The sequence below is a fragment of the Pseudomonas putida genome (assembly GCF_026625125.1).
Lineage (GTDB): Bacteria > Pseudomonadota > Gammaproteobacteria > Pseudomonadales > Pseudomonadaceae > Aquipseudomonas > Aquipseudomonas putida_X.
Genome location: NZ_CP113097.1, coordinates 3,071,308 through 3,084,050, shown reverse-complemented (window position 1 = coordinate 3,084,050; position 12,743 = coordinate 3,071,308). Strand labels below are relative to the sequence as shown.

General features: G+C 61.8%; 19 protein-coding genes. 10 read left to right on the top strand and 9 right to left on the bottom strand.

The genetic code is table 11. The features are described from left to right. Nucleotides 1–55: 55 nt before the first annotated feature. The 6 genes from OSW16_RS14240 (at nucleotide 56) to OSW16_RS14215 (ending at nucleotide 3,099) form a co-directional block, all read left to right on the top strand. Nucleotides 56–562 carry a flavin reductase family protein gene (locus OSW16_RS14240; RefSeq protein WP_267816091.1) on the top strand — a complete coding sequence of 169 codons (507 nt, stop codon included), beginning with the start codon at nucleotides 56–58 and terminating at the stop codon, nucleotides 560–562. A 113-nt stretch (nucleotides 563–675) separates the two neighbouring features. Beyond that, nucleotides 676–1,005 carry a hypothetical protein gene (locus tag OSW16_RS14235; RefSeq protein WP_241803503.1) on the top strand — a complete coding sequence of 110 codons (330 nt, stop codon included), beginning with the start codon at nucleotides 676–678 and terminating at the stop codon, nucleotides 1,003–1,005. Nucleotides 1,006–1,395: 390 nt separating this feature from the next. Beyond that, nucleotides 1,396–1,623 carry a hypothetical protein gene (locus OSW16_RS14230; RefSeq protein ID WP_267816088.1) on the top strand — a complete coding sequence of 76 codons (228 nt, stop codon included), beginning with the start codon at nucleotides 1,396–1,398 and terminating at the stop codon, nucleotides 1,621–1,623. A 103-nt stretch (nucleotides 1,624–1,726) separates the two neighbouring features. Continuing rightward, nucleotides 1,727–2,023, top strand: coding sequence for a hypothetical protein (locus OSW16_RS14225; RefSeq protein WP_267816086.1), 297 nt, complete (start codon nucleotides 1,727–1,729; stop codon nucleotides 2,021–2,023). 231 nt (nucleotides 2,024–2,254) lie between these two features. After that, the gene (locus tag OSW16_RS14220) at nucleotides 2,255–2,587 is read left to right on the top strand and encodes a hypothetical protein (protein ID WP_241803499.1); all 333 of its coding nucleotides are present in this window, start codon (nucleotides 2,255–2,257) and stop codon (nucleotides 2,585–2,587) included. A gap of 182 nt (nucleotides 2,588–2,769) precedes the next feature. Continuing rightward, nucleotides 2,770–3,099, top strand: coding sequence for a hypothetical protein (locus tag OSW16_RS14215; protein ID WP_241803498.1), 330 nt, complete (start codon nucleotides 2,770–2,772; stop codon nucleotides 3,097–3,099). Between the two features lie 33 nt (nucleotides 3,100–3,132). Here OSW16_RS14215 and OSW16_RS14210 read toward each other — a convergent pair whose 3' ends face one another. Continuing rightward, nucleotides 3,133–3,330, bottom strand: coding sequence for a hypothetical protein (locus OSW16_RS14210; protein ID WP_267816083.1), 198 nt, complete (start codon nucleotides 3,328–3,330; stop codon nucleotides 3,133–3,135). 192 nt (nucleotides 3,331–3,522) lie between these two features. Between OSW16_RS14210 and OSW16_RS14205 the strand changes: the two genes are divergently transcribed. Then, the gene (locus OSW16_RS14205) at nucleotides 3,523–4,323 is read left to right on the top strand and encodes a lipopolysaccharide biosynthesis protein (protein WP_267816081.1); all 801 of its coding nucleotides are present in this window, start codon (nucleotides 3,523–3,525) and stop codon (nucleotides 4,321–4,323) included. Between the two features lie 73 nt (nucleotides 4,324–4,396). Then, nucleotides 4,397–4,897: a methylated-DNA--[protein]-cysteine S-methyltransferase gene (locus tag OSW16_RS14200; protein WP_267816079.1), complete on the top strand. Its 501-nt coding sequence runs from the start codon at nucleotides 4,397–4,399 to the stop codon at nucleotides 4,895–4,897. A 41-nt stretch (nucleotides 4,898–4,938) separates the two neighbouring features. Here the strand turns inward: OSW16_RS14200 and OSW16_RS14195 are convergent, their stop codons facing one another. Both OSW16_RS14195 and OSW16_RS14190 read right to left on the bottom strand, forming a co-directional pair. Beyond that, complete coding sequence (locus OSW16_RS14195; RefSeq protein ID WP_267816077.1) at nucleotides 4,939–5,181, bottom strand: hypothetical protein; 243 nt, start codon at nucleotides 5,179–5,181, stop codon at nucleotides 4,939–4,941. Beyond that, nucleotides 5,178–5,921 (bottom strand): carbon-nitrogen hydrolase family protein, encoded by a 744-nt coding sequence (locus OSW16_RS14190; RefSeq protein WP_267816075.1) that lies wholly within the window; start codon nucleotides 5,919–5,921, stop codon nucleotides 5,178–5,180. Before OSW16_RS14190 ends, OSW16_RS14195 begins: the two co-directional genes overlap by 4 nt. A 202-nt stretch (nucleotides 5,922–6,123) precedes the next feature. Here OSW16_RS14190 and OSW16_RS14185 point away from each other — a divergent pair, with 202 nt between their 5' ends. Beyond that, entirely contained in the window at nucleotides 6,124–6,816 is a 693-nt protein-coding gene (locus tag OSW16_RS14185; protein WP_241803492.1) for a metallophosphoesterase, read from the top strand. On the opposite strand, the gene OSW16_RS14180 is transcribed toward OSW16_RS14185, so the two are convergent. Together OSW16_RS14180 and OSW16_RS14175 are read right to left on the bottom strand one after the other, a co-directional pair. Further along, nucleotides 6,797–7,411, bottom strand: coding sequence for a LysE family translocator (locus tag OSW16_RS14180; RefSeq protein WP_267816071.1), 615 nt, complete (start codon nucleotides 7,409–7,411; stop codon nucleotides 6,797–6,799). The genes OSW16_RS14185 and OSW16_RS14180 overlap by 20 nt on opposite strands. A gap of 86 nt (nucleotides 7,412–7,497) precedes the next feature. Then, nucleotides 7,498–8,319: an AraC family transcriptional regulator gene (locus OSW16_RS14175; protein WP_267816069.1), complete on the bottom strand. Its 822-nt coding sequence runs from the start codon at nucleotides 8,317–8,319 to the stop codon at nucleotides 7,498–7,500. A gap of 131 nt (nucleotides 8,320–8,450) precedes the next feature. Between OSW16_RS14175 and OSW16_RS14170 the strand changes: the two genes are divergently transcribed. After that, nucleotides 8,451–9,074: a LysE family translocator gene (locus OSW16_RS14170; protein ID WP_241803489.1), complete on the top strand. Its 624-nt coding sequence runs from the start codon at nucleotides 8,451–8,453 to the stop codon at nucleotides 9,072–9,074. Nucleotides 9,075–9,082: 8 nt separating this feature from the next. Here the strand turns inward: OSW16_RS14170 and OSW16_RS14165 are convergent, their stop codons facing one another. The 4 genes from OSW16_RS14165 to hbdH all read right to left on the bottom strand — a co-directional run bounded on the left by OSW16_RS14165 (nucleotide 9,083) and on the right by hbdH (nucleotide 12,733). Next, the gene (locus OSW16_RS14165) at nucleotides 9,083–9,358 is read right to left on the bottom strand and encodes a peptidylprolyl isomerase (RefSeq protein ID WP_046786145.1); all 276 of its coding nucleotides are present in this window, start codon (nucleotides 9,356–9,358) and stop codon (nucleotides 9,083–9,085) included. A gap of 36 nt (nucleotides 9,359–9,394) precedes the next feature. Next, nucleotides 9,395–11,356, bottom strand: coding sequence for an acetoacetate--CoA ligase (locus tag OSW16_RS14160; protein WP_267816065.1), 1,962 nt, complete (start codon nucleotides 11,354–11,356; stop codon nucleotides 9,395–9,397). Nucleotides 11,357–11,427: 71 nt separating this feature from the next. Further along, a complete protein-coding gene (eco, locus tag OSW16_RS14155) occupies nucleotides 11,428–11,907 on the bottom strand; it encodes a serine protease inhibitor ecotin (RefSeq protein ID WP_267816063.1) in 480 nt (159 codons plus the stop codon). A 55-nt stretch (nucleotides 11,908–11,962) separates the two neighbouring features. After that, nucleotides 11,963–12,733 (bottom strand): 3-hydroxybutyrate dehydrogenase, encoded by a 771-nt coding sequence (gene hbdH / locus OSW16_RS14150; protein ID WP_241803486.1) that lies wholly within the window; start codon nucleotides 12,731–12,733, stop codon nucleotides 11,963–11,965. Between the last annotated feature and the right edge of the window lie 10 nt (nucleotides 12,734–12,743).

Genomic DNA, 12,743 nt, shown 5'->3' with positions numbered 1-12,743 from the left:
GGCTGACTAGGCTTTTGCTGCACCTTCGCGCGGTAATCAATACCCAGGACCTACTATGTCATTCCCTAATGCTATCGAGCCGACGCGCTTGCGCGAAGCGCTTGGGCACTACGCCTCCGGCATCACGGTGATCACAACCCACATGGGTGACGAGCCGATTGGCTTCACGTGCCAGTCCTTTTACAGCGTGTCGATGAGCCCGCCGCTGGTGTCATTCAGCGTAATGTCCAACTCGGCCAGCTATCCGAAGATTCGCCAGGCAGGTCGCTTCGCGGTCAACATTCTGTCCGGTGAACAGGTCGGGATCTCCAACCAGTTCGCGCGGCGCGGGACGGATAAGTGGCACGGGGTCGAGTGGCAGCAATCGCCTTTGGGCAACCCGATCATCGCTGGCAGTCTGTATTGGCTCGATTGCGAAATTCACGCAGAGCACGAAGCCGGCGACCATCTGATCGTGATCGGTGAAGTGAAGGCGCTGAACCTGCACAAAGCCGCTGATGCGCAGCCATTGCTGTATTTCAAGGGACAATACTGCAACCTCGCCGAACCCATCGCGGTTTGAGCGCCGCTTGCAAATGTAAAAGAATGTAACCTTGTCGTTCCTGCCTGGATTCCCCGGTGCAGCTGTGTATGCTGTCTTCCCGGTCAGGAATGTCAAAGGTGAAGGTCCGCTCCATGCGCAATCGCGGCAAGATTTATTGGGACTGGGCCAGTCCAGAATTACATGTGCGCAACTACGACGAGCGGCTCTCCTGCGGCACCTTGATCAATATCCAGGCACGGCTTTCAAGGGATAACGTCACGCAGCTGTTCCTGGGCATCTATGGGAAAAAAGGCGTGCTCCTGCTCGAGGAGAGCTTTACCGATTGCCCTGGACAGAAGCTGTCCGCAGCCATGGCCTGGGCGCTGGACAGGGCTCGCGATTGGGTTGCCCGCACGTTTCCAGCGCCACAGCCACCCGCCCCGGAGCCGCTGCCGCGAAAAGGCTCGCGACTTTCCAGGTAACCGCACTGGAAACGGAACGCACGCGTGAACGCACCAGTCGTATTTGCAGTAGAGGTGCAATCAGGGCGCCCGTTGGAGAATCAGATGAACCTTCAGTCCACCAATCATGACCTTTATGTGCATTCTTACCTGGGTTACCAGGCATCCATTTACGTTTTGTGGGAATCGTGCACTGAATCACCCACCGGCATGCTGGTAGAGGTCGGCCGACCAGGCAGTGTTTCGAGAACGCTGCGAGTGAGTCGGGCATTTTCGTCCTCCACGGAGGCCATCCTCGAAGGCAAGGTGATGGCTGAGCAGTATGTCCAGAGCCAGGCGGGCAGAGCCTGATGCCTGCCACTCGATCGAACGCATGCATGGCCGGCAAGGGCCCGGCACCTGGAAGGTCGAATGGACATTGCTGACCAATACCAACTGATAGCCGACGCCTCCGGCCTCACCATTGACCAAGTGGGTAGTTACCTGGCCCACGTGGCTGTTCAGGCAGACGGTGCCTGGCTCGTCTGTTTCGCACATGAAGTGGCGCGTGACCCCGATGTCGCCAGCAAGCTTCCTGCTTCAAGAACTGTGCTGATCCCGAAGCAGCAGGTGGACGCTTACGAGCGTGCCAGAGGCTGAGGCGCCTGGCGGGCAGCTTCGACGGCCTTGTCAGGTTGCAGGCGCGCGCGCTCACATTCGTCTATGCCTATAACTGAGGTTGTATTCGGATCAGGAGGTTTGAATGAAGCGGCCAATGCTGGGCGTTTTTCTGATTGCTGTTGCAGGTATGGCCAACGCAGGCATCCCATTGGTGAATGCCACATGCCCGGGCGACATCGAAGTGCACGCGGATGAAGGCGGCCCTGTCTACATCAATGCCAAGGAGGCAAAGGTGAAGAAATTCAGTGACGCGTATTACGAAGCCAAGGGCGCTGGGGTTACCGTCTCCATCATGGTCAACCCGGATGAGTCTGTGGGGGTTTCGTACACGGGCAAGGGCGGTGCAAATGGCGTTTGTGAACTGACCGAGCAAGATTGAGCGGTGCGGTTGGCACTCCTCATGCCGAGTGCCCGTCAGCAGCAAACCAGCTAGGACGCTGTCGCCAGCCATATAGCGAAGAAGAATATTGCCCTGCTAACAGTGAGGGTAATATGAGCAGGGCAAAATAAAAACAGGGCGTTTCTCATTAGCTGTTTTTCGAGGGTTGTTGACGGGGGCGCCGGAGCGTGTCGCGTGAAAAACTCTAGATCGTTCGCAAGCGCAATACTGATGTCAGCCTTGGCTGCAACTTTTTTGGCCGGGTGTGCACATAACCCCGATGTTCGGGATGGGCATGATCAGACCTCGGGTATCACTGAGAAGAGCCCGCCGGATTATCTGGGGTGCGTCAAAGAAGAGTTGCATGGGAGTGCTACCACCTATGAGGTGGGTAGTGGCGACTCGGTCCGCCTGTTCGTCGACAGTACCGACCCCAATACAGCCAATGGCCTTGTAGAGTTGCGTAGCTACGGCACGCGTCACCAGTTCATGGCCTATCAGCGTGATGCCTGGTATGACCACGGGCGGCTGCTCGACGCAGCGCTCATGTGTTCGAAGGCCTAATTCGCCAACTGCAACCCTGAGCATGAAAGCCCGCGCCACACAGGTGCGGGCTTTTCATTCTCAGCGCCCGCGCCTGAGCAGGCTTGATTGCATGCGGAACGATTTCGAGTCCTACCTTGGTGGATTAGTGCTGATGCAAAACCGTGGTTAAAATGCACCCTGTTCACTTGAGTCAAATGCAAATGCCTAACTTTCGCATCTTTTTCTGCTCCGTCCTGGTGATGAGCCTGGCCGGTTGTGCAAACCCCGGAAAGCCGACAGCCAGCAAGCTGACCCGCAAGTCGCCAGAAGGCTATGTCGCCTGTGTATTGCCCAAATGGCAAGCGCTGGCGCCAATGACGACGCAAAAATCCATTTCCCACGGCTACCGCCTGACCGCACCCAGCGCAGTGACTTCCGACGAAGTCCTTGAAGTGGTGGAGTCCGGGGAGGGCAGCCGGGCGACGTTCTACAAAGGTAGTTTCCTCTCGGGCAACAAATTGCGCCTGGCGGCCAGGGAGTGTCTGGATTGAGGTGAGGCCTGGCTCCTGGCACTCCCATGCCTTCTAGGCCTTCAGGTTCATCTGCCGGCATTGCACCTGCGCATCCTCTTTGCTGGAGTAACTGGGCTTGAGACGCTCCTTTGCTTGGTTGTCGTAGATGTCGTAGCCGCCGCTGACGATTGCTGCGTAATAACGGCCGGCGACACGGAATGATTCCCTTTCGATAGGTACTGCGGGAACGATAACGAATCTTGGTTGCATTGTTCGTGCCTCCCCAGGCAGAGAGTTAAGTATTAGTACCGCCAGGGGTAACCAGCAAGGAGACTCATGAATAAATGACGCCGGCGCCTGATACGCAGGGCCAGACATTGCCCAGGTGTGTGCGCTCTGTATAAATGATCGTACGGTGCCCGGGGTATTGTGTTTTGAGTACTGCAAACCGATGATGGCACGATGAATACATCTCCTACACGGCTCAACGCCGAGCGTGGCGCGTTCTCAAGTTTCGAGGCGTGCCGAAATACCCAGAAAGGGCCTGTGGTGATTCTTGCGTCGGGCGCTTCTGCCAAACAGTTCCCCTTGCTTGAATTTGCACACCTTCCTGTGCTTGCCATGAATGGTTCGGTTTCCCTCACCGATGCGTGTGGTGTGAAGCCGTTCTTTTACCTCTGCACCGACAAAAGTTTTCCCACGCAGCAGCCGGCGTTGTTTGCCCTGGCGTTGCGCGATAGCCAGCGCTTGGCATTGTGGCCAGAGCAGTTCGTCGGCGCGGATATCCCGCTCGGTACCGCGTGTTACCCACTGCATAAAGCCGACAACCCCGGCTTGCTCGACGGGTTGCGCGGGCACGGCGCGTCCCATGTCTGCAGCAGGGCGTTGTGGAGCAAACGGGCGCGATCGATCGCCTTCAGCAAAGACCTCTCAAGGGGCTACTACGATGCCCGGACAGTGGTTTATGTAGCGCTGCAACTGGCCTATCACCTGGGTTTCGAGCAGGTGTTGCTGGTCGGTGTCGACCTCGACCAGTCACTGGGGCGCTTTTACGAGAAGGCCGAGGGGCAGCATTCCCCCTGTGGGCTCGATCAGCACTGGGAGAGCCGCATACTGCCGTCGCTGACGCTGATGGCCGAGCAGGTTGTCAGCGAGCGGTTCCGGGTTTACAACCTGTCCGAGGTTTCTCGCATTCCCGCGACGTTGATCCCGAAAATCGACCTGGCCCAAGCCCGCCGCATCGCGAGCTGCGTGGATGCCTGAGCAAGAAAACGGATGCGCGGTGCCAGGGCCGACGCTACAGTGCCCGCACCCAGCCTTGCAGTGAGAAAATCCCATGTCCAGTGCCTTCACCTTGATGCAGTCCCCGGTCGGCACCTTGACCCTGGTGGCCCGCGGCGAGTGCCTGGCCGCTGTACTGTGGGAACAGGAGCGGGAGAACCGCGTGCGCCTGGGTGAGGTGCATCGCGATGATGAAAAGCCAATACTGCGCCAAGCCGCTGGTCAGTTGGATGAGTATTTTGCTGGCAAGCGCCAACGTTTCGAGTTGGCACTAGATTTTGCCGGCACCGCGTTTCAGCGCCAGGTGTGGGCGGCGTTGCTCACCATTCCGTTCGGCCAGACCCGAAGCTACAGCGACATTGCCCGGCAGATCGGTAACCCCAGCGCCGTACGCGCGGTCGGTGCGGCCAACGGCCGTAATCCGATCTCGATCATTGCCCCGTGCCACCGGGTGATCGGCGCATCCGGGAGCCTGACCGGGTTTGCCGGGGGAATACCGGCCAAGCAGTACCTCCTGGCGCTGGAAGGCCAACAGAGCCAGGCTTGGGACTTTTAGCCAGGTATTGGCGGTGAAGGGTCGCGACTGAACCTGGCCACTCAGCTGACCCAGTACGCGATCAGGCAAACCACCACTGCCAGCGTCGAGCCTGCCATCAGCGTGTACTGCCGATGCGCCCGGCGGGCCTGGGGCCTTACTTCGCGCAGGTACTGGCCGGGCGGTGGTGCATCCGGGCGATGGCGCAACCCCTCGGCCAGCTCATTCAGATGGCTGTCGATCAACAGGCCCAGCACGTGATGGGTGCTGGCAAAACAGGCCGCTGTCAAAAGCAGATACTTCATGGCGACGGCATGCTCAGCGATACGCCGCTGGCGCTGGCGTTCGTGGTATCCAGCAAGAGGATGCCTTCCTGGCGACCGTCCAGCGCTGCCAGCAGGTTGCCCTGGCTGTCCCAGGCCGCCGAGCCGCCGGCGCCCACGAAGTTGTCGGCCGGCCCCACGCAGTTGGCCATCAATACCGGCATACCCAAAGTGCGAGCGACTTGGGGGTAGTGCTCATGGCCTTCACGGACGCCCTTTGCGGTTTTCGCCACGCTCACCAGATACAGTTCGGCGCCGCTGTCGCGGGCTTGTGCTGCGTGCGCGAGGAACATCGACTCGTAACAGATGGCGGGTGCTATCTGCAGTTGCCCTGCGGCGAAAACCAAGGGCTGCTCGCCGGCTGAGAAAAACGCCAACTCGTCCTCGTGCAGCCGTTGTTTGGCGTAGGCCAGCCGCGGCTGACCGGGACGCAGGATCGGCATTGCGATCTGAATGCCATCAGCCGTGGGCAATGGCAGGCCCACGGCTACACAGATTTCCAGGCGGTCGCAGAGTCGCTGTAACGGATCGAGCCGGGCCGAGGTGATCGGCAAGGCCACCTGCCGTGCCAGGGTAGGCTCGTAACCCGTCAGCGACAGCTCGGGGAATACCACCAGTTCGGCGCCCAGGCCTGCGGCCTGTTCTATGCAGTGCAGGTGACGGTCGAGATTGACTTGCAGGTCGCCTTTGACGGATGCCAGCTGTACGGCACAGAGTTTCATGGGTAATCCCTTTCCCTGGTACAGGTCGAAGGCCGAGCATACTACCGCCACGGATGCCTGTACCAGTGAAGGGTATTTCAGCAGGCCGCGGGCGGGGCGAAACTTGTGCCATGCTGTTGGTTGACAGGGGCATGAGCACGTCATGGACGAGCGCGGCACCCATCGTCCGCTCCCCAGCGTGCAGTAGCAGAGGAAGAATGCAATGAGCCGGTTTCGGCGGGTAGCCGCCAACAGCCACGGCCGTGATCTGGCAGTTGGCGATATACACGGGCATTTTCGGCGGCTTGAGCAATGCCTGGCGGCGGTAGGGTTCGACCCAGCAGTGGATCGGCTGTTCAGCGTCGGCGACCTGGTCGACCGCGGCCCTCATAGTCTCGAGGCACTGACGTGGCTGACCAAGCCGTGGTTTTACGCTGTGCAGGGCAACCACGAATCGTTGGCCATCACCTGTCATTACGGGGGGCGGCTGGATCTGGACATGTATCGGGCAGCGGGCGGCGGTTGGTTTCTCGACCTGCCAAAAGATGAGCAGGCTGTGTTCGTCGAACACTTCCTGCAGCTGCCGATAGCCATGGAAGTGCAGACAGAGGCCGGACTGATTGGTGTGCTGCATGCCGACAGCCCCTTTACAGACTGGGCCGAGCTGCGCGCCAGTCTGCTGGAAGATGATGACCCGGGCGTGCGTGAAGTGTGCCAATGGTCCCGGCGGCGGCTCAAAGAAGGGGACACCGGCGCCGTTGAAGGCGTGCGTGCCCTGCTGGTGGGGCATACGCCGGTGCTCCAGGCCAAGCGGTTGGGTAACGTCTGGCACCTGGACACCGGGGGTTGGGCAAGCGGGCATTTCAGCCTGATGGGCTTGGCCGACCTGGCACTGCTCAACCCCGCGCCAGTCTGAGCAGCAATGCACCTGCCAGTATTATCAGCATCATCCCCGAGGCCCGCTCCAGCCAGGGCAGGGCATGAGCAAAGCGCCGCAAAAGGCGCTGGTTGCCGATCACTGCCGCTACCAGTAAGTCCCACAACAGAACGATGCTGAACATCCAGACACCATAGGCCCATTTCCAGCCAACACTGCTGCTGGCGACCATGCTGGCGAGGCTGGCGTAGAACAGTCCGTTCTTGGGGTTGAGCCCGCCCGATACGAAGCCCATCCCCAGCCCTCGCAACCACCCGCTCACTGCCCCTCGGGTACCGACCGCAGCCAGGCCGGATCGTCCGGCGTGGCGCAGGAACAGCGCGCCTATGTAAAGCAGGTAAAGCGCGCCGGCCAGCTGCAAGGCGATGAACACCAGGCTGCTTTCCTGCAGTACCGCCAGGCCTGCGAAAGCCAGGCTGATGAACAGGCCATTGGCCAGGGCGATGCCCAGGCAGGCGCCGCTGGCGACGCGCCAACCGGCGCTGATCGAGGTGCGGGCGACCAGGAAGAAATCCGGGCCAGGGGACAGCAGGGCCAGGAAGTGGGCGAGGGCGACGATCAGAAACTGCTCCATGGGGCGGCTTTCTCAAGGGGTGGAGCCGCAGTGTGCAGGCGCGTCAGAAGCAGGTATTGAAGATTATTGCAGGTTGCCCAAGGCGGCTAACCCCGGCGCAGCCGATACTGACCCGGCGTCACGCCCACATGCGCCTTGAATACCCGCTGAAAATGGCTCTGATCGGCAAAACCCAATCGATAGGCCACCTCGGCCAGCGCCAGCCCGTCGTTTAGCAGCCGGCGGCCACGGTTGATGCGGGCATTGATCAGGTAGGCATGCGGCGTCAGCCCGGTGGCGGCGCGAAACGCACGGATCAACTGATAGCGGCCAAGCCCTGCTTGCCGGGCAAGCACTTCAAGGCTGAGCCGGGCAGGGTCCTGGGCTTCGATGTACTCAATCAGGCTACCCAGGGCCGGCAGGCCTAACACGGGCGCTGGCGCGGCTTCCAGGTGCGGATGCTGGGCAAAATCACGATCACCCATGAAGGCGATAAGGGCGGCTTCCTTTTCGCCGCTGCTTGCAGCCGAGAACAGCAATTCATTCAACGCACAGAATTCCCGGTACAACGCAGGCAGCCGGCTTATCCGTGCCGGGGCCCCCGGCGCGGCCGCATCGACCCCCGACTCCAGCCGCAGCTGCGCAAGCCACTGGGCCTCGACATGCAGCATCTGGTAGCTCCAGGCCTGACCGGGCTCGGGGTTACAGGCATGCACCCGCTGCGCCGGCACCAACACCAGCGTGCCTGGGGCCAGGCGCTGTTGCCCATCACCCGCGCCGGTGAAGAGGCTGTACCCCGCATCCACCGCTCCAATGGAAAAGGTCGGATGACTATGGGCCTTGTAGCAGGCACGGCTGTGGCAGGCCCGGCGGCTTTCCACCCAGGGCAGGGCCGGATCGCGCCAGAGTGAGGAGCGGGTAGGGGGCATGCTGAAGTCCTTGGTCTGGCTGGCAGCTTAACAGCGCCGAACGCACTGCCGTACAGTTTTTGCCTGTGGCTGTACCTTGACCCGGTACCGCTTGAGCATCGAAATTGGCGGCAGATTTCCAGGAGAACGAAATGGACCTGTCGAGCCTGCTGTTATTCATCCCTGCCTGCTTCGCCCTGAACATGGCACCTGGGCCGAACAACCTGTTGTCGTTGCACAATGCCAGCCGCTACGGCCTGCGTACCGCCTGCGTAGCAGGTGGCGGGCGCATCATCGCCTTCAGCGGCATGATTGCCTTGGCAGCGATGGGCCTGGCGGTGGTGCTGCACACCAGCGAATACCTGTTCCTGGTGATCAAGGTGGTGGGTGCGGCCTACCTGTTCTACATCGCCTGGCAGCTGTGGTGCGCCCCGGTGGGCGAGGCGCTGGTGGCCAGCGAGCAACCGCGTGGCAGTTGGCGCCTGGCGCGGCAGGAGTTCTGGGTGGCCGCGGGCAACCCGAAAGCGATCCTGATTTTTACCGCTTTCCTGCCACAGTTCGTCACGGTAGGCAGCACCACCCCGGTCAGTGAGCAGTTTCTCTGGTTGGGGGTACTGTTCCTGCTGCTGGAATGGGTGGCGATTGCCCTCTATGCCGGCCTTGGCGCCTACCTGCAGCGCTGGTTCAGCCAGCCGGGCCCGCGCCGGGTGTTCAACCGGGTCAGCGCCGGCCTGCTCGGTTGCGCAGGCCTCGGCTTGCTGGCCGCGCGCCGTTAATGGCGCGTTCAGTCGCGGTAGAACGTCTGCACCAGGTGGTAGCCGAACTTGCTTTTTATCGGCCCGTGCACCACACGCAGGGGTTTCTTGAAAATCACCTGGTCGATCGCCCCGACCAGCTGCCCTGGCCGCACTTCGCCCAGGTCGCCGCCGCGCTTGCCCGAAGGGCAGGTGGAGAACTTCTTGGCCAGCACGTCGAAGGCCTCGCCATTGGCGATGCGCTGTTTGAGCTTTTCGGCCTCTTCAGCGGTCTTGACCAGGATGTGGCGGGCTTGAGCTTTCATGAGACACCTGTGCTTCGGGGTGAAAAAAGGGCGCCATTATGCCTGAACGTGCAGCTCCGTGCGGTCACGAAAGTATTCGAGCGCTTCGGGGTTGGCCAACGCGTCGGTATTTTTCACGGGTAGCCCGTGCACCACGTTGCGCACCGCCAGCTCCACCAGCTTGCCGCTGATGGTCCGTGGAATATCACCGACCTGTACGATCACCGCCGGCACATGGCGCGGCGTGGTGTACTGGCGGATCACCTGGCGAATGCGCTGTTGCAAAGCGTCATCGAGCGTCAGGCCATCACGCAGGCGCACGAACAGCACGACACGCACATCGCCTTTGCACTGCTGGCCGATGGCGACGCTCTCCAGCACCTCTTCGACCTTTTCTACCTGGCGGTAGATTTCCGCCGTGCCGATGCGCACGCCCCCTGGGTTGAGCACGGCATCGGAACGCCCATGGATCACCATGCCGCCTGTGCTGAGCTGCTCGGCGTAGTCGCCCTGCGCCCAGACACCGGGAAATTGACTGAAGTAGGCCTCGCGGTAGCGGCTGCCATCGTCGTCGTTCCAGAAGCCCAGGGGCATCGACGGGAAATGGCGGGTGCACACGAGCTCGCCTTTTTCACCGGTCACCGGGCGACCCTGCTCATCCCATACTTCGACAGCCATACCCAGGCCCTTGCAGGCAATTTCGCCTCGGCGTACCGGCAGCGTGGGGTTGCCCAGCACGAAGCAGGACACGATATCGGTGCCCCCGGACATGGACGCCAGGCACACTTCGGCCTTTATCTTGCGGTAAACGTAGTCGTAGCTGTGCGGCGACAGCGGTGAGCCAGTGGAGAGGATCAGGCGCAGGCTGTCCAGTCGATGACTGCGTGCCGGCTCCAGGCCCTCCTGTTCGAGCGCGGCCAGGTACTTGGCGCTGGTGCCGAAGGCCTGGATGCCTTCGGCGTCGATCAGGTCGAGCAGGCGCTCGGGGCTCGGGTGGAAGGGGGAGCCGTCGTACAGTATCAACGTAGCCCCCACTGCCAGGCCACTGGCCAGCCAGTTCCACATCATCCAGCCGCAGGTGGTGTAGTAGAACAGCACGTCATCGGCCTTGAGGTCATTGTGCAGGCCGTGTTCCTTGAGGTGTTGCAGCAACACACCGCCCGCGCTGTGGACGATGCACTTGGGCACGCCGGTGGTGCCGCTGGAGTAGAGGATGTACAGCGGGTGATCGAACGGTAGCGGGGTGAAGCCTGGCTCACCGCCTGCCTGGTAGAAGTCGCCCCACAGGCTGACCTTGGCAGGGGTATTGAATTCGTCGGCTTGGGTCTGCTCGCGCGTGTAGGGCACCACGATCAGTTGCTGCAGCCTGGGCAACTGCGCGCAGACCTGGTTGATCTTGTCGACCTGGTCGATCTGCTTGCCGGCGTACTGGTAACCGGCACAGACGATCAGCAGCTTGGGCTCGATCTGGCCGAAGCGATCGATGATGCCGTGCAGGCCGAACTCCGGCGATGACGTCGACCAGATGGCGCCGAGGCTGGTGCAGGCCAGCATGGCCACGAGGGTTTCCCAGGTGTTGGGCATCACCGCGCCAATACGGTCACCTGGCTCGATGCCGGCATCCTTGAAGGCCGTTTGCAGCCCGGCCACTTCCGCGGCCAGTTGCGCGTGGCTCAGTGACCTGCGCTGGCCGTCCTCGCGCAGGGCCGTCACCGCAGTGTGATCGTCACGCCGGCGTAGCAGGTGCTCGGCGAAATTGAGCGTGGCGTCGGCGAACCAACGCGCATCGGGCATGTGCGCACCTTCGCTCAGCACCTGGCTGGGCGGGGTATGCCACAGCACCTGAAAATAGTCGGCAATGGCTTGCCAGAACGCGGCGCGTTGCTCGATGCTCCAGCGGTGCAGGGCTGCGTATTCGGTGAGCTGCAGGTTGTAGCGCCGGTTGATCCAGCGGCGAAAGGCATCCATCGTGCTGGCCTCGATTTGCGCCGCAGCAGGACTCCAAAGCACATCATTCATGCCATACCTCCCAGTGCCATGACGCACCTGATCACCGGCTTGCCGGGGATCAGGTACCGCTACGCTTGAATTTACTCCACCTTGGCCGTTTGCACCTCCTGCGCTGCCGACCACACCCGGTAACGCACCTGCACACCTTCGGGCACATACACCACCACAGGCAACTTGCTGTTGTAGCGCAGCAGGAAGCCTTCACCGACCACTGGCACGAAGGCCTCGGTCTTTTTGCCATCCGGGCAGGCCATCAGGGTGCTGGCCGGCCCGCCGACCTTGTCCAGGCGGTAATAACTGTAGCCCCAGCCTTCAAGGGTGTGTTCCTCCAGGCTGCCGGCCAGGCGCTGGCGGTTGCAGTCCACCTGGAGCGTCTTGCCAGCGATGATTTCAAGTTTGTGGGCTTGCTCGTCGGCTTGCGTGGGCAGGTGGATGACCTGCCGGGTAAAGCCTTTTTCGGCCTCGGGGTAAGGTGCGACGTCCTTCAGGCTGGCGGCCATCGCCGGGGCAGTGGCCGCCAGGGTCAGGGCCAGGATCGCGGATGGGGGGATCGGGCGCATAGGGCCTCCTTGCAGTTGAACGATGGCAAGCGCCGCGCCAGGCCGGGGCCAACCATCACTGGGCCAGCCAGCCACCATCGACATTCCAGGCGGCGCCGCGGACCTGGCTTGCGGCCTCGCTGCAGAGGAATAGTACCAGTTCGCCCAGCTGCTCAGGCGTGACGAAGGCCAATGACGGTTGCTTCTCGGCCAGCAAGTCCTCTTGCGCCTGCTGCGGGGTGACACCCTTGGCGGCACGTTCGTCGATCTGCTTTTGCACCAGCGGGGTCAGCACCCAGCCTGGGCAGATGGCGTTGCAGGTGACATTGCCGGTGGCGGTTTCCAGCCCCACGACCTTGGTCAGGCCGACCACGCCATGCTTGGCCGCCACATAAGCTGCTTTGCCGGTGGAGCCGACCAAGCCGTGCACCGAAGCGACGTTGACGATGCGCCCCCAGTTGCGCGCACGCATGCCGGGCAGGGCCAGGCGCGTGCCATGGAATACCGCCGACAGGTTCAGGGCGATGATCTTGTCCCAGCTTTGCAGCGGAAACTGCTCGACCGGCGCCACATGCTGGATGCCCGCGTTGTTGACCAGGATGTCGACACCGCCGAAGGTCTGTTCGGCAAACGCGAACAAGGCTTCTATCTGGGCGACATCGCTAAGGTCGGCCGGATGGTGCGCAACCTTCGCCCCCTGTTGCGCAACCTCGGCCAGCGCCGCTGCCGGGTCGCCGAAACCGTTGAGCAGGATGTTGGCGCCGGCGCGGGCCAGCACCTGGGCGATGCCCAGGCCAATGCCGCTGGTGGATCCGGTAATGAGTGCAGTCTTGCCTTTGAGGGTCATGCAAAAGCTC

What these genes read in the sequence shown, in the direction of transcription:
- OSW16_RS14240 (WP_267816091.1), top strand. Translation starts at nt 56, where the DNA reads ATGTCATTCCCTAATGCTATCGAGCCGACGCGCTTGCGCGAAGCGCTT.
- OSW16_RS14235 (WP_241803503.1), top strand. Translation starts at nt 676, where the DNA reads ATGCGCAATCGCGGCAAGATTTATTGGGACTGGGCCAGTCCAGAATTA.
- OSW16_RS14230 (WP_267816088.1), top strand. Translation starts at nt 1,396, where the DNA reads ATGGACATTGCTGACCAATACCAACTGATAGCCGACGCCTCCGGCCTC.
- OSW16_RS14225 (WP_267816086.1), top strand. Translation starts at nt 1,727, where the DNA reads ATGAAGCGGCCAATGCTGGGCGTTTTTCTGATTGCTGTTGCAGGTATG.
- OSW16_RS14220 (WP_241803499.1), top strand. Translation starts at nt 2,255, where the DNA reads ATGTCAGCCTTGGCTGCAACTTTTTTGGCCGGGTGTGCACATAACCCC.
- OSW16_RS14215 (WP_241803498.1), top strand. Translation starts at nt 2,770, where the DNA reads ATGCCTAACTTTCGCATCTTTTTCTGCTCCGTCCTGGTGATGAGCCTG.
- OSW16_RS14210 (WP_267816083.1), bottom strand. Translation starts at nt 3,330, where the DNA reads ATGCAACCAAGATTCGTTATCGTTCCCGCAGTACCTATCGAAAGGGAA.
- OSW16_RS14205 (WP_267816081.1), top strand. Translation starts at nt 3,523, where the DNA reads ATGAATACATCTCCTACACGGCTCAACGCCGAGCGTGGCGCGTTCTCA.
- OSW16_RS14200 (WP_267816079.1), top strand. Translation starts at nt 4,397, where the DNA reads ATGTCCAGTGCCTTCACCTTGATGCAGTCCCCGGTCGGCACCTTGACC.
- OSW16_RS14195 (WP_267816077.1), bottom strand. Translation starts at nt 5,181, where the DNA reads ATGAAGTATCTGCTTTTGACAGCGGCCTGTTTTGCCAGCACCCATCAC.
- OSW16_RS14190 (WP_267816075.1), bottom strand. Translation starts at nt 5,921, where the DNA reads ATGAAACTCTGTGCCGTACAGCTGGCATCCGTCAAAGGCGACCTGCAA.
- OSW16_RS14185 (WP_241803492.1), top strand. Translation starts at nt 6,124, where the DNA reads ATGAGCCGGTTTCGGCGGGTAGCCGCCAACAGCCACGGCCGTGATCTG.
- OSW16_RS14180 (WP_267816071.1), bottom strand. Translation starts at nt 7,411, where the DNA reads ATGGAGCAGTTTCTGATCGTCGCCCTCGCCCACTTCCTGGCCCTGCTG.
- OSW16_RS14175 (WP_267816069.1), bottom strand. Translation starts at nt 8,319, where the DNA reads ATGCCCCCTACCCGCTCCTCACTCTGGCGCGATCCGGCCCTGCCCTGG.
- OSW16_RS14170 (WP_241803489.1), top strand. Translation starts at nt 8,451, where the DNA reads ATGGACCTGTCGAGCCTGCTGTTATTCATCCCTGCCTGCTTCGCCCTG.
- OSW16_RS14165 (WP_046786145.1), bottom strand. Translation starts at nt 9,358, where the DNA reads ATGAAAGCTCAAGCCCGCCACATCCTGGTCAAGACCGCTGAAGAGGCC.
- OSW16_RS14160 (WP_267816065.1), bottom strand. Translation starts at nt 11,356, where the DNA reads ATGAATGATGTGCTTTGGAGTCCTGCTGCGGCGCAAATCGAGGCCAGC.
- eco (WP_267816063.1), bottom strand. Translation starts at nt 11,907, where the DNA reads ATGCGCCCGATCCCCCCATCCGCGATCCTGGCCCTGACCCTGGCGGCC.
- hbdH (WP_241803486.1), bottom strand. Translation starts at nt 12,733, where the DNA reads ATGACCCTCAAAGGCAAGACTGCACTCATTACCGGATCCACCAGCGGC.